The following is a 14,612-nucleotide window of genomic DNA, read 5'->3' on the forward strand; positions in this document are numbered from 1 at the left end:
AAAATCTGTTATAATAAAAAACATTTATTTTTGATGATATTGCCACCTTTTTGGCGTCTTTAGCAAAGGGTAACCACCATGATGAGCACCATCGCAGGCTTAGGGTTTTTGACCGATTTCCAAGCACAAAAATTAGCCGACCAACTCAAACAAAAAGCTGGGCTAGCTATTCATACCTTGAGCAGTCAGCAGGTTTATGTGTTTGATGAACCGCTGTCAGAGTCTGACCACAAAAAAGCGATTGATTTATTAAATCAAGGTCAAGCACCAAGCCTAAACGGTGCTGACGACGGACAAGTGCAGGTGGTGGTTGCGCCGCGTTTTGGGACGATTAGCCCTTGGGCATCTAAGGCGACCGATATTTTTAATAACTGCGGCGTGGCGATTGGGCGTGTCGAGCGTGTGATCGTGTACACGCTGACAGGTGAAAACTTGCCCAAGCGCTTGCCTGCAGCTGCCGAAGCCATTTTGCATGATCGTATGACCCAAAGCTTGGTGTATGATTTGGCGGATGTGTCGGCGCTGTTTATTGATGGCGAGCCTGCGCATTTGGGCGCGGTGGATATCATGGGCTTTGGTAAAGATGCCTTGGTAGCGGCAAATACCGAATACGGCTTTGCGCTGTCGGCTGAAGATATCGATTATTTAGTGGATAATTTCACCAAGCTTGGTCGCAACCCAACCGATGTGGAGCTGATGATGTTTGCCCAAGCCAACTCCGAGCATTGTCGACATAAGATCTTTAATGCTGAGTGGACAGTCGGCGGTGATGTGCAGCCTAAATCTTTGTTTAAGATGATTCGTAATACGCACGAAAAAAACTCTGACGGCATTTTATCGGCTTATAAGGATAACGCTGCGGTCATGGAAGGCTTCGTGGCGGAGCGCTTTTATCCAACTAAAAACGCCGAGGGCGAGGCTCAGTATGGCTTTCATAATGAGCAAATTGACATCCTAATGAAGGTTGAGACCCACAACCACCCAACTGCCATCGCACCATTTGCAGGCGCAGCGACAGGCGCAGGCGGCGAGATCCGTGATGAAGGCGCTACAGGTCGCGGCGGTAAGCCCAAAGCAGGCTTGACAGGCTTTAGCGTCTCACATCTGCATCTGCCTGATATGCCTGAAAAATGGGAAACTTCAGGTCAAGTCTCTGCTGCCGACTATGGCAAGCCTGCACGCATGGCATCGGCACTTGATATCATGATTGAAGGACCACTGGGCGGCGCTGCGTTCGCCAACGAGTTTGGTCGTCCGAATTTAAATGGCTATTTTCGTACTTTTCAGCTAGACACCTCCGATGCCCAAGATGGCAGCCAAATGCGTGGCTATCATAAACCCATCATGATCGCAGGCGGCTATGGGAATATCAAGCGTGATTTGGTCCAAAAAAACACCATCCAAGAAGGCGATCTGCTGATCGTGTTGGGCGGTCCTGCCATGCAGATTGGTTTGGGCGGCGGTGCAGCCAGTTCAGTTGATAGCGGTGAGCTGGATGAAGGGCTTGATTTTGCGTCGGTGCAGCGTGACAATGCTGAGATGGAGCGCCGCTGCCAAGAGGTGATTGATACCTGCTGGGCGATGACCAAAGACGGAGTGGATAATAACCCAATCGTCTCTATCCATGATGTCGGCGCTGGCGGCTTATCAAATGCCATGCCAGAGCTGGTCGATGATCATGAGCTTGGCGCGCATCTGAATCTGCGTAAGGTGCCTTCGCTTGAGGCAGGTATGTCACCGATGGCGATTTGGTCAAACGAAGCTCAAGAGCGCTACGTGCTTGCCATCCGTCCAGAAAGTGAGGCGTTATTTGATAGTATCTGTGCTCGTGAGCGCTGCCCTTATGCCATTTTGGGCACAGCGACTACAGTGCGCCAGCTGACGGTAGATGACAGTTTATTGCCAGAGCAGCCTGTGGATATGTCGATGCAGGTATTGTTAGGCGGTACGCCAAAGATGAAGCGAAGCTTTAGCCGTACAGCACCAAATCTCAAGCCGCTTGATACTGCATCAGTGGATATCGCCACCAGCATCAAAGATGTTCTGCGCCATCCGACAGTTGCCAGTAAGTCATTCCTAATTTCTATTGGCGACCGCTCGATTACTGGTATGGTGACCCAAGATCAATATGTTGGGCGTTATCAAGTCCCTGTGGCAGACTGTGCCGTGACGAGCACCGCACTTAACGCCATCACAGGCGAAGCCATGGCAATGGGCGAGCGTGCGCCAGTTGCGCTCATCGATCCTAAGGCATCGGCACGTCTGGCAGTTGGTGAGGCGGTGACCAACATCGCTTCAGCTCGGATTGCCAAAATCAGTGATGTCACCTTGTCAGCCAACTGGATGGCGGCATGTGGCGACGAAAAAGAAGACGCAGCGTTATTTGACGCCGTTCATGCTGTAGGCGAGGAGCTGTGTCCTGCGCTTGGCATCACCATCCCTGTGGGTAAAGACAGCTTATCTATGAAAGCGGTTTGGAATGACGATGGTACGGACAAGTCGGTCACGTCACCGATGAGCTTGATCATCACCGCATTTGCGCCTGTCCAAGATGTGGCAGGCACACTCACCCCAGCTCTAAAAAATACCGATTCGGTGCTATATCGCATTGATCTGTCGGCAGGCAAGCTTCGTTTGGGCGGCTCAATCTTGGCGCAGACTTTAAGTCAGCTTGGTGACCAGTGTCCAGATTTAGAGCGTCCCGAGGATTTGGCCAATTTCTTTGCTTTCATTCAAGCAGCGGCAAAAGCAGGCATCATCCAAGCTTATCATGATATCGGTGATGGCGGTTTGATTGCGTCGGTTGCAGAGATGCAGTTCGCCAGTCGCATGGCGATTGGTCTTGCGCTGAGCGATGATAATCTACTAGGTCAGCTGTTCGCCGAAGAATTGGGCGCCGTCGTTCAAGTCCTGCCCGAAGATGTGGCAGCGTTTGTTGAATTAGCCCAAACCCATCAGGTGAGCGAGTTTGTCAGCTTGATCGGTCAAGCCAAAACGACGCCTGCAGGCGGCGCTGGCATCGATGTATTAAGCATCGAAACGCCAAGCCAATCATGGTCATTTAGCCGCAGCGAACTTCAAAAGCAGTGGTCAAAAGTCAGCCATGCCATCCAAAGTCTGCGTGATAATCCTGCATGCGCCGATCAAGAATTTGCACTCATCGATGATATCACTCATCATGGCTTGATTGCTGATGCCAATTATGACTTGGATTTGGCGGTAGAAGCGCCGTATGTGAACAGTCGCACCAGCTTACCAAAAGTTGCCATTTTGCGTGAGCAAGGGGTGAATGGACACCTAGAGATGGGCGCAGGCTTTGTGCGTGCAGGCTTTGATGCCATTGATGTGCATATGAGCGACTTGATGAGCGGACGCATTAATTTGCGTGATTTTGAAGGCTTGGTGGCGTGTGGCGGCTTTAGTTACGGTGACGTTTTGGGGGCGGGCTCTGGTTGGGCAAACTCAGTGCTGTTCCACGATGAGCTACGGATGCAATTTGCCAGATTCTTCCATCGCCCTGAGACTTTCGCGTTGGGTGTGTGTAACGGCTGTCAGATGATGAGTCAGCTAAAAGACCTGATGATTGGCGCTGAACATTTCCCACGCTTTATTGCCAATAAATCAGCCCGTTTTGAGGCGCGTACTGTCAATGTGCGAGTTGAGCGCACCAAGTCGGTACTGCTAAAAGGCATGCAAGACAGCATTTTGCCGATTGCGATCGCGCACGGTGAGGGCTATGCCAATTTGGATGATCAATCCCTGGCAGAGCTGACTCGCCATGGTCAGATTGCGCTGCGTTATGTTGACAGTCAAGGCAACCCTACCGAATATTATCCTTTAAACCCAAATGGCTCACCAGAAGGTGTAACGGGCATTTGTAGTAACGATGGTCGTGTCACTTTGATGATGCCGCATCCTGAGCGTACTCTGCGTGCGGTCAATCACTCGTGGAAGCCTGATGAGTGGGCTCAAGATGGTGCTTGGATGCGACTGTTCCGCAATGCGCGTGCGTTTTTGCGCTGATTAAATGTGGTAAGCTAAATTTAGCTTATGATGATCATGACCCAAACCCCAAACCCCAAATCTGTGCGATTTGGGGTTTTTTAGATGTTTTTGGCTTGGTATTTGGCAGTTGGTGATGGCTTGGCTGAATCTTTTTGATGGACTTTCATAGGTTTTAAACAGTGACAAATTGCCGTTTTTGAAATATATTGTAACAAATGAATGCTTTAATTCTTTAAATACACTGATGACTGCAAAGAATATGCCTTATAATTGCCCGCGTCTATTGAATTGACTAAACAACTTGGGATTATCATGACTGGCTGGTGCAGCAGTATGAATGTGCATGATAAGGTGTGAAATTTGCCCTGATAGGAGCACTTATGGAAATTACTTTAAACGGCTATTATACGCTGATCTTGGCGACACTGGTATTGTTGCTGGGGCGTTTTTTGGTCAAGAAAATTAAATTTTTGGGAGATTTTAACATCCCTGAGCCAGTGGCAGGCGGTCTGATTGCTGCCATCATCGTGTATTGTTTGAATTTCTTTTTTGGCTACAGTTTTACCTTTCAAAGAGAATTGCAGACAGCGTGTATGCTGATGTTTTTTGCTTCTATTGGCTTGTCGGCAGATTTTGGACGACTAAAAGCAGGCGGTAAACCTTTATTCATTTTCCTATTTGTCGTATCAGGCTTTATCTTGCTGCAAGATGCCGTTGGCGTCGGTTTGGCGACAGTGCTGGGCTTAGATCCTTTGATGGGATTGGTAGCAGGCTCGGTATCGCTGACAGGCGGTCATGGTACGGCAGGCGCTTGGGGATCGACCTTTGAAGATAAATATGGCTTAGTGGGTGCGACGACTTTGGGCATTGCTTGTGCTACCTATGGCTTGGTAGCAGGCGGTATCATCGGCGGTCCTGTCGCCAAGCGATTGACCAATCAGTTAGGGATTGAACCAACTGCCAAAAAAGCCGATCAATCAGAAGTTGAAAAGCTTGCCGCCAAGCACTCACTTTATAGCACCAAGCATGATCTTGATGACGATACCGCACATAAAGAGATGTTTGAAAGACCTGATAATATCCGTCTGATCACGGCATCATCGGCGATTGAGACACTGGCGCTATTTGCGGCGTGTTTGGCATTTGCTGATATTATGACTGGGGTGGCAAAAGATACTTGGTTTGAGCTACCGACCTTTGTTTGGGCGCTGTTTGGTGGTGTGGTGATTCGTAATACTTTGACCACGATTTTTAATTTTGATATGTTTGATCGTGCCATCGATGTCTTTGGTAACGCGGCGCTGTCATTGTTCTTGGCGATGGCTTTATTATCGCTAAAACTGTGGGAGCTGACCGACTTGGCAGGTCCGATCTTGATCATTTTAGCTGCACAGACGGTTGCGATGATTGCTTATGCGTACTTCTTGACATTCCGTGTGATGGGTAAAGATTACGACGCAGCGGTACTTGCGGCTGGTCATTGCGGCTTTGGCTTGGGCGCGACGCCAACTGCCATCGCCAATATGCAGGCGATCACAGACCGCTATATGCCTTCTCATAAAGCATTTTTGATCGTTCCGATGGTCGGTGCGTTCTTTGTTGATATCATGAACGTGGCAATTCTACAAACCTTCATCGGTGTGCTTGGCTGAGTTGACCGCTGACCACCCATCAATAAAAATCCCAAGCACATTGCTTGGGATTTTTTGATACCCAAATTATAATAGTTTTTTGAGCACTTTTGAGTTACGGCTATGATCATAGCTGTCTTGGCGCTCTTTTGGCAGCTCATCTACCGACACTTCGCCAAACCCTTGCTCAACAAACCAATGCGCGGTATGAGTCGTTAAAGCGTATAACTGATGGCGTCCATGACTTCTGGCTTGCTGCTCCAAAAACGCCAGCAAATCAGCGCCGCGGCTGCCTTTGCGATAATCAGGATGAATGGCAAGGCTTGCCACTTCTGCCGACTGGGCATCTAATGGATAAAGCGCCGCACAGCCCAAAATGGTGCCATCACGCTCAATCACATTATAAAACTCGATCTCCTGCTCTAGCCGCTCTTGGCTGCGGCGCACTAAGATGCCTTGCTCTTCAAGAGGTTTTAGCAGTTCAAGCAGACCGATGACATCGTTGACGGTCGCGCGGCGGATCTCTTCATAAGGATCATGACTGACCAAAGTGCCCGACCCGTCACGTGTGAACAACTCCTCAATCAACGCGCCATCTTTGGCATACGAGATGATGTGAGTGCGGTGTACGCCTTGACGGCAGGCACTGGCAGCGCAGCGCAGAAAATGCGCAATCTCTTCATGATCATCACGATCACGCAGCAGGCGATCGACCTCATTAGGGATCAGCTCATGCAGCAAGCGACCATCACGGCTGATGATGCCATCTTGCTCACCTAAGAAAATGAGCTTATCAGCTTGTAAGGCAACCGCCGTCGTCAGCGCCACATCTTCTGCCAGTAGATTAAAAATTTCACCCGTAACCGAAAAACCCGTCGGTCCAAGTAGGACAATGTGGTCATTATCCAAATTGTGGCGGATGGCATCCACATCAATCGAGCGCACCTCACCTGTCATCTGATAATCTACACCGCCTCTGATGCCATAAGGGCGCGCGGTCACAAAATTGCCTGAAATGGCATCAATGCGAGAGCCGTACATGGGGGAGTTGGCAAGCCCCATCGACAGCCGAGCTTCGATTTGTAGGCGAATTGAGCCGACTGCCTCCAAGATAGCAGGCATAGATTCACGCGGTGTCACGCGCACATCCTCATGGAGGCTTGACATCAATCCGCGACCTTGCAAGTTTTTTTCTACTTGTGGGCGCGCGCCATGCACGAGCACCAATTTGATGCCCAAGCTGTGCAGCAGCGCAAAATCATGAATCAGCGTGCTAAAATTATCACGAGCGACCGCCTCACCTCCAAACATGACCACAAAGGTTTTGCCGCGATGGGTATTGATGTAAGGGGCAGAATTACGAAACCAATGCACAGGTGTTAGTGCAGGCGCGTTCTCGGAGGTGCTAACAGAATTCATGAATGCTCCAAATGATTCAATGGCTGATAAACTAATAAGTGGCGGAAAATATATGCGGCTAGGGCGCCTGATTTTGGTCAAATGTCCTATGAATACTTATCAAGATACCATAGCAAAGTTTTGGGCGGATGCCAAGTGATTTATCTGCTTTTTGATAAGATTGACATAGGGTGATATCTGTCATCATCGGCTACGATCTTAAGCATTTGTCGGCGGTTACCATAATTAAACAGTCGAGAAATTCACACCGCTGATCAGCTGTGCTATGCTTATGGGCGCATAAAAATTTGACAAATAAAGGATGAATTTATGAAAATCTCTGCTGCTTTTTCTTTGGGTGTGATGGCTTTGGCATTGTCTGCGTGTGCGACAGCGCCTATGGGCACAGCGCCATCGACCACTACTCAGCCGACAGCGTCAGCCGTTCAGCTGCCTGAGACCACGCCGACAGTTGTAACGAGTAACGAGGTTGGCACCGTGATGAATGCATTCATCGTGCGCATGGATAACGGTCAAGAGGTGCTTGAGCCTGTGACCGCTCAGAGCACCATCAAGGCAGGCGATCTGATCGAATATCAAGTGCTGCTCACCAATAATGGTAAAGATCGCGTGCGTGATATGCGTGTGGCTTTGAGCTTGCCTCAAGGGGCTGAATTTACTGGTGTGGTCTCACCAAGTATGGGCACCCAAGCCAGTGCTGATGGTTCACGCTTTGTGTTCATGCCAATTCGTACCACCGCCGCTGATGGCTCTGTCCAAAACTTGCCTTTTAATCAATATCAAGCCCTGCGCTGGAATATCCAAGAGCTTGGCATTGGCGCAACGGCGGTTGTCAAATATCGAGCAATCATTAAGTAAATAAAATCTGCCCGTTATTTTTGCTGACTGAATACACCAAATCGCTTTGATTTGGTGTTTTTTATGATAAAGCGACTCCATGACTTAAACTTACCAAACATCTCCCCCGTGTACTATTTTTGTATTATTAATCATTTGCAAATAAAAAATATTCGCATTTAATTTGAATCATTGTGTAGCCTCCTTTATAATAGATGCCTGCTTGAGCCATGCACTTATAAGATGCGATGGTAAAGATAAATGATAAAAATTTGAGGTATGATTATGACATTGTCTAAAAATAAAATGCTGCCATTGGCGGCGTCTTTGGTGGCAGCGATTGGGCTGGCAGCCTGTAGCGAAAAACCCGCTGAAACTGTCGCCGAAGAGCCGATGGCGCCCACCGCTCAGCCTACCCAAACTGCTGATACTGCGATGTCTAATGATACTGTGACGATTCAGACCGCGACAGGCGAGCAGACTTTGCCAGCCAATCCGCATCCGCTGGCAGTCTATGATATGACCGCGATGCAAAATTTGGCGGTGCTGGGCGTGCCAGTAGAAGGGATGCCTACTAATTTGCGCTTGACCAATTTAAAGGCTGCCAACACGCCTGAAGCGACGGAGGTTGGGACGCTATTTGAGCCTGATTTAGAAGCGCTCAATGCCCTGCAGCCAAAAGCGGTCTTTGTAGGTTCGCGTATGGCAGAAAAAGCCGAAGAGATCGCCAAGGTGGCGCCTGTGGTGAATTTGACGATCGATACCAAAAATGTTTATGAGTCCACCAAGCAGCAGCTTACCGATTTTGGTCAATTATTTGGTAAGCAAGCCGAAGCACAGGCAGCCATCAGTGAGATTGATGCTGCGATCGCTGAAACTCAGGCGGCAGTCGCTGGTAAGGGTAACGGTCTTGCCATTTTGGTGAATGGTAATAAGCTGTCTGCCTATGGTCAAAACTCACGCTATGGCTTTTTGCATACCACTTTTGGCATTCCGATGGCAGATAGTAATATTGAGGAGGCACGCCATGGTCAGCCGATCAGTTTTGAATATTTACAAAAAGTCGATCCAGACTGGCTATTTGTGCTAGATCGCGGCGCTGCCATCGGTGAAGAAGGTCAATCGGCTGAAGCGGTGCTAGATAACCCGCTAATGCACGGTACCAAAGCATGGAAAAATCAGCAAATCGTTTATTTGAGTGCTGACAGCTACTTGGCATTTGGTGGTTATTATCAATGGCTGACCGACGCTCAGCTGGTGCGTGATGCGTTCGCTGCCAAGCACGCACAATAAATAAAACTACCCCAGATAAGCTGTGTTGTTTTATGATGATGCAATTGGTATGGGCCTGTAATGACTGAGCACATAGCCCATCGTGCACCTTGGCAAAAGGCTGTCTTTGCCAATCTCCTAAGCCTTGTAATCTTAGGAGTGCTGATTGTCATCAGTTTATCTGTTGGTGTGGCGGATTTTAGCTGGCAGGGTCTGGTGTCTGGATTATTTGGAACTTCAGCGACTGCCAGCGATGCCCAAATCCTTATCCAAAGCCGCATTCCGCGTACCGCTGCGATCATCTTGACAGGCGCAGGGATGGCGATCAGCGGCATGATGATGCAAGTTGTGCTAAAAAATCGCTTCGTTGAGCCATCCATGGTTGGCGCAACCCAAAGTGCGGCGCTGGGCATGCTGATCACTGCCTTGATGTTTCCTAGCGCTGCTGTCGGCATAAAAATTACCATGGCGACAGTCTGTGCGATGATCGGCATGATGATCTTTATGAAGCTGGTTCAGCGCCTGCCTGCCACAGATTATCTGATGGTGCCTTTGGTGGGGATTGTATTTAGTGGCATCATCGAGGCGGTGAGCACTTTTATCGCTTATCAGACCGAGATGCTCCAGCTTTTAAATGTCTGGCGATTTGGTGATTTTTCGGCGATTTTGGCAGGGCGCTATGAGCTACTTTGGTTGGTTGGCGGTGTGTCTGTGTTGGCGTATGTCTTGGCAGATAAGCTGACAATTATCGGACTTGGTGATCATATTGCCACCAATCTGGGCGTCAATCGTGAGACTGTCCTCAAGCTTTCGGTGGTGATGATTGCGCTCACCAGTGCAGTTGTCGTGGCGACGGTGGGCATGATTCCTTTTGTGGGGCTTGTGGTTCCAAATATCGTCAGTCGGCTGGTGGGCGATCGGCTGAGACTGTCTTTGCCGGCAGTGGCGCTGCTTGGATCGTCGGCGGTGCTACTGTCCGATATCATTGGGCGGCTGATTATTTATCCTTTTGAAATCCCTGTGACTGTCATATTTGGCGTGATTGGTGCAGGCGTGTTTTTGTGGCTGCTGTATCAACAAAAATAACCCATGCCAAATCGTTCATTGATTAATAAGCCCATGCATTTATCGACATTTACACAGACTATGAAATCTTATCCTGCGATTGTCATGGGTATGCTACTGATTGCGGCAAGCGTCTTATTTTTGACCCTCAATGCGTCAGGCAGTTGGGAGTTTATTTTATCGCTGCGCGGTAAGAAACTGCTTGCCTTGATGACGGTGGGATTTGCGATTGGTACGTCTACTTTATTATTTCAAACGCTCACTCACAATCCCATTTTGACGCCTGCTTTGCTAGGTTTTGATAGCTTATATATCTTGATCAAAAGCTTGATGGTATTTGTGCTAGGTTCAGTGGGCATGGCTGCAATTCCTGCCATTGGTAAGTTTGCTTTGGAAGTGGTCATCATGCTGCTTTTGTCCTTGGCGATGTTTCGGCTGCTATTTGGTCGGCAGACACAGGATTTGACACGCTTGATCTTGGTGGGAGTGGTGTTTGGGCTTTTATTTCGTAGCCTATCTTATTTGGTCGCGCGCATGATTGATCCTGAAGAATTTGTGACCATTCAGGCGGTGAGTTATGCGGGATTTAATACCATTAACACCCAAGTGCTCGGCATGGCGGTCGTGCTGTGCGTGCTGTGCGCTGTGGTCATGTATCGGCTGCGTCATCAGTTGGATATTTTACTGCTTGGTAAGCTGCCTGCGATCAATCTGGGTATTGATTATCAGCGGCTGGGATTTGGCTTGCTTGCGATGATCGCGCTTTTGGTGGCAGTTTCGACAGCGATGGTGGGTCCTGTGACTTTTTTTGGATTATTGGTTTGTGCTTTGACCAACCGCATCGCCCCAAGTATGCACCACGGCATTCGCTTGGTCTTGGTGGCTTTGGTGGCGATGCTGTGCTTGGTGGCCGGTCAGCTGATGTTTGAGCAAGTCTTTAAAATGGCAGGCGTCCTTGAAGTCGTCATCGAATTGGTGGGCGGTTTGGTCTTTTTATGGATTATTTTTCATCAATATGCAAAAGCAAGATAAGGCAGCAGCATGATAGAAGTGTCAGGCGTATCGTATCAAGTAGGGCAGCATTTTACGATTTTAGATGATATTAATTTGTCTTTATCGGCGGGGCAGATCATCGCATTGATCGGACCTAATGGCGCTGGCAAATCGACATTGTTTAGCCTGATGGCGCGAATTTTGCCTCTACAAACAGGGCAGGTGTGTTTTGGCGGGGCATCGGTTGCCCATACCGAGTCCAGACAGCTTGCCAAGACTTTGGCGATGCTCACCCAAGAAAACCACATTCAAGGTCGGCTTAGGGTCAAAGAGCTGTTGATGTTTGGGCGTTATCCACATCATCAAGGTCGTCCCACCCAAGCTGATCATGACAAAGTGGCACAAGTCATTCAGGCATTTGAGCTTGAGCCATTGGCAGAGCGATTTTTATCGGATTTATCAGGCGGACAGCGTCAGCGTGTGTTGATTGCGATGATCGTTTGCCAAGATACCCCCTATGTGCTACTTGATGAGCCGCTCAACAATCTGGATATGTACCATGCAGGCAAGCTGATGCGACAGCTCAAATCGCTCGCCGCCCAAGGCAAGACGATCGTCATCGTATTGCATGACATCAATCAAGCAGCGCAGTTTGCTGATACTGTGGTCATGATGAAGTCAGGACAAATCACTGCAGTCGGCGCGCCAAAAGAAGTGCTGACCGCGGATAATATCCGTAGGCTGTATCAAGTGGATGTCACTGTCATACAGCATCAGGGTAAGCCTGTCATCATTGATGCCATTTAGGTGTGATCGTTGGCGCTTTGAGTGATCAGCGCTTCGATGTCGCTTCTGGTTTTGAGTTTTTTAACGCTGTGCCAAAGCTTGTCGGCTTGATCGTAGCCTTTGGTGAGCATCCCAAGCCACTGCTTATAGCGTCCAATAAGCCCATTTTGATTGTCTGTTTGATCTGCCAAAAATGCCAACTGATGCTCACAAAGCTTTGACCAATCCAAGCCTGTCCGCTTTGCAATCAGCGCAGTCAAATCAGGGCGAGTGACTGCACCGCGCCCAAGCATCAGATGCGGGGTGTTGGCTTGGCTGATGCAGCGCATGGCGTGCTCATCATTCCAAATCTCGCCATTGGCAATGATCGGTAATCCCAAGTCATTAAAGGGCGCAATTTTTTCCCAATAAGCAGGCGGCTTATAGCCATCAACTTTGGTGCGTGCATGGATGGTCAGCCAGTCTGCACGAGCGTCCGCGACAGCTTGACCGATCTCACCAGATTTGCTGGTATCGGTATAGCCAAGGCGAATTTTGGCAGATACGGGAATATGGCTTGGCACCGCTTCACGCACTGCCCGAATGATGACATACAGCGTTTTGGGTTCATCAAGCAGCACCGAGCCGCCTTTGTGATTATTGACTGTTTTGGCAGGGCAGCCGAAATTTAGATCAATCGCCTTAGCACCAAGGTTTGCTGCCACCACAGCACTGGCTGCCATCGTTTCAGGATTATTGCCCAGCAGCTGTACATGGACAGGCGTACCGCTGGCGGTGCAGCCTTGGGTGTGCAGCTCCGGGACATATTTATAAAACACGTGCGCAGGCAGCGGATAATGCGTCACTCGTATGAATTCACTGACCGCCCAATCATAAGGTGTGCCCAGATCGTGCGCGATTTGGGTTAGGATTCGGCGCATCAAAGGATCGGTCAATCCTTCCATCGGCGCAAGCAAGCGCACCGGCGTGTGAAACAGATGTCTAAAGCTCATGTGTTATCCAATAATCAGCTTTTTGTGCTGCAAGCTGTGTATCAGGTCGGTGATATGGTGAATGTCCAAAAGATTTTTGCCACGCGTACAAGCCACATATAATAGGCGCAGCTCTTCAGGCGTAATTTTGACCGCCATGGGGTTGATGTCGTACAAAAAATCATCGCTAATCTGCACACGATTCCACTCAAGCCCTTTGGATTTGTGCGCAGTTGAGACGACATAGTCGGCATGGCTTGGTGTGGTTAGGCTATTGATGGCTTTGGTGATGGTGGCGGTGCCATGCTCTTCGATGAGCCTTACCCAAGTCTTAAGATCGCCGCCTTCGCCAGTTTCGCTGAATTCTTGAACTTCTGCCCAGTGATTAAAATAAGCAAGCTCAGGGATGCCGTATGCCGATTTGCCATTTCTAAGGCTTTCAGCACCTTGACAAAATCTTAAAATCCGATGGCTGTCTGCTTGCAGCGCAACTTTATGCCCAAGCTTTAAACCGTCAAGCAAATGACTCATCGCAGTGGCATTGGTGCGACATAAGATGGCATCTTTGGCGCCATGTACGAGACTTTTGGCTAATACCGAGCGCTGATTGGGATTGCCTTTAAGCGGGATATCTTCGTTAAGCGCCTTTAAAAACACATTGGCTATCTCGGCGATCGGCTCACCAAAACGAAACGACTGCGTCAAGAGCGTCTGTGGATAGGGCAGGCGCTTCATGGCATTGAGCGCACCGCGCCATTCATAGATCTGCTGATGAGCATCACCAACATAGATGGTTTGCTTATCTTGGCGAATCAACGCCCCCATCATCAAAGGGTCAGCATCTTGGGCTTCATCAAATAAAATAAAATCAGCGGGAATGATCGGGTTTGACAGCGTCCATAATTTTAAATAAATATCATGACTGATACCCGCTTGATGGCGTGGATCGATCGACTGAAGCCACCGCTGCTCAAAAGCAGGATATAAAGTCATCTGAAGCGCTTCGGCATCAGATTCGCTCATCCAACTCGGCGCAGTGATGTGACGCGGTGCAGGATAGGCAGAAGAGGTCTTACAAAAAGTGGTGATGGCTTCACTGATGATATTAGCAAGCTTGGCAGGCGTGAGCGTAACAGGTTTTTTGATGCCATCCACGAGGCGCTCAGTGCTGATGGCACCGAGCCCAAGCTCGCTTGCCAAGCGTGATGGCGTCAGTCTGGGCAAGCTGATTTTGGCAGTCACATCGCGGCTGACATGACGAAATGCCAAAGAGTGAAACGTTTGGCAGCGCACATTGGGCGGAAATTTTTGCTGTGCTTCGGTAGCGATGGCTTTATTAAATGCCAAATACAGCCCCCGACCACGCAGATTTTCGCTGATGAGCTTCAGCGTCGTCGTTTTACCTGCACCAGCATAAGCAACGATTTTGAAAGATTGCCCTGTTTTTGCCATATCAAGTGCTGCCAACTGCTCTTCGGTGGGCGTTGGACGGTCGTGGGCTTGAGTTGCCCCGTATATCGCAGGGCTTTGGTAATCGCTGTGCATCATGGGGCAAAAGATTGACAAAAGCTTATTATACCATAGCTTATGATCGCTGAGCAGATTTCATCTGCCTAAGTCAAACTGCAGTTTA

The 14,612-nt window shown here is 49.1% G+C and carries 10 protein-coding genes; 7 read left to right on the forward strand and 3 right to left on the reverse strand.

Annotated elements, in window-relative coordinates:
- Nucleotides 1-78: 78 nt before the first annotated feature.
- Entirely contained in the window at nt 79-4,023 is a 3,945-nt protein-coding gene (gene purL / locus U0021_RS05505) for a phosphoribosylformylglycinamidine synthase (RefSeq protein ID WP_114800374.1), read from the forward strand.
- Between the two features lie 362 nt (nt 4,024-4,385).
- Nucleotides 4,386-5,657 carry a sodium/glutamate symporter gene (locus U0021_RS05510; protein ID WP_114800375.1) on the forward strand — a complete coding sequence of 424 codons (1,272 nt, stop codon included), beginning with the start codon at nt 4,386-4,388 and terminating at the stop codon, nt 5,655-5,657.
- A 66-nt stretch (nt 5,658-5,723) separates the two neighbouring features.
- On the opposite strand, the gene argA is transcribed toward U0021_RS05510, so the two are convergent.
- A complete protein-coding gene (argA, locus tag U0021_RS05515; protein WP_114800376.1) occupies nt 5,724-7,055 on the reverse strand; it encodes an amino-acid N-acetyltransferase in 1,332 nt (443 codons plus the stop codon).
- Between the two features lie 309 nt (nt 7,056-7,364).
- On the opposite strand from argA, the gene U0021_RS05520 reads away from it, so the two are divergent.
- From U0021_RS05520 to U0021_RS05540, 5 genes are all read left to right on the forward strand, one after another.
- Nucleotides 7,365-7,913 (forward strand): DUF11 domain-containing protein, encoded by a 549-nt coding sequence (locus U0021_RS05520; protein WP_227538690.1) that lies wholly within the window; start codon nt 7,365-7,367, stop codon nt 7,911-7,913.
- Nucleotides 7,914-8,177: 264 nt separating this feature from the next.
- The gene (locus U0021_RS05525) at nt 8,178-9,185 is read left to right on the forward strand and encodes a siderophore ABC transporter substrate-binding protein (protein WP_227538691.1); all 1,008 of its coding nucleotides are present in this window, start codon (nt 8,178-8,180) and stop codon (nt 9,183-9,185) included.
- A gap of 60 nt (nt 9,186-9,245) precedes the next feature.
- Nucleotides 9,246-10,250 (forward strand): ABC transporter permease, encoded by a 1,005-nt coding sequence (locus tag U0021_RS05530; RefSeq protein ID WP_114800378.1) that lies wholly within the window; start codon nt 9,246-9,248, stop codon nt 10,248-10,250.
- Between the two features lie 3 nt (nt 10,251-10,253).
- Complete coding sequence (locus U0021_RS05535) at nt 10,254-11,261, forward strand: iron chelate uptake ABC transporter family permease subunit (protein ID WP_114800379.1); 1,008 nt, start codon at nt 10,254-10,256, stop codon at nt 11,259-11,261.
- Nucleotides 11,262-11,270: 9 nt separating this feature from the next.
- Nucleotides 11,271-12,029 (forward strand): iron ABC transporter ATP-binding protein, encoded by a 759-nt coding sequence (locus U0021_RS05540; protein WP_114800380.1) that lies wholly within the window; start codon nt 11,271-11,273, stop codon nt 12,027-12,029.
- Here U0021_RS05540 and U0021_RS05545 read toward each other — a convergent pair.
- Entirely contained in the window at nt 12,026-13,000 is a 975-nt protein-coding gene (locus tag U0021_RS05545) for a tRNA dihydrouridine synthase (protein WP_327037422.1), read from the reverse strand. The two genes, U0021_RS05540 and U0021_RS05545, sit on opposite strands and share 4 nt — an antisense overlap.
- 3 nt (nt 13,001-13,003) lie before the next feature.
- The gene (locus U0021_RS05550; protein WP_114801230.1) at nt 13,004-14,524 is read right to left on the reverse strand and encodes a UvrD-helicase domain-containing protein; all 1,521 of its coding nucleotides are present in this window, start codon (nt 14,522-14,524) and stop codon (nt 13,004-13,006) included.
- Between the last annotated feature and the right edge of the window lie 88 nt (nt 14,525-14,612).

The sequence above is a fragment of the Moraxella canis genome (genome assembly GCF_034424565.1).
Classification (GTDB): domain Bacteria; phylum Pseudomonadota; class Gammaproteobacteria; order Pseudomonadales; family Moraxellaceae; genus Moraxella; species Moraxella canis.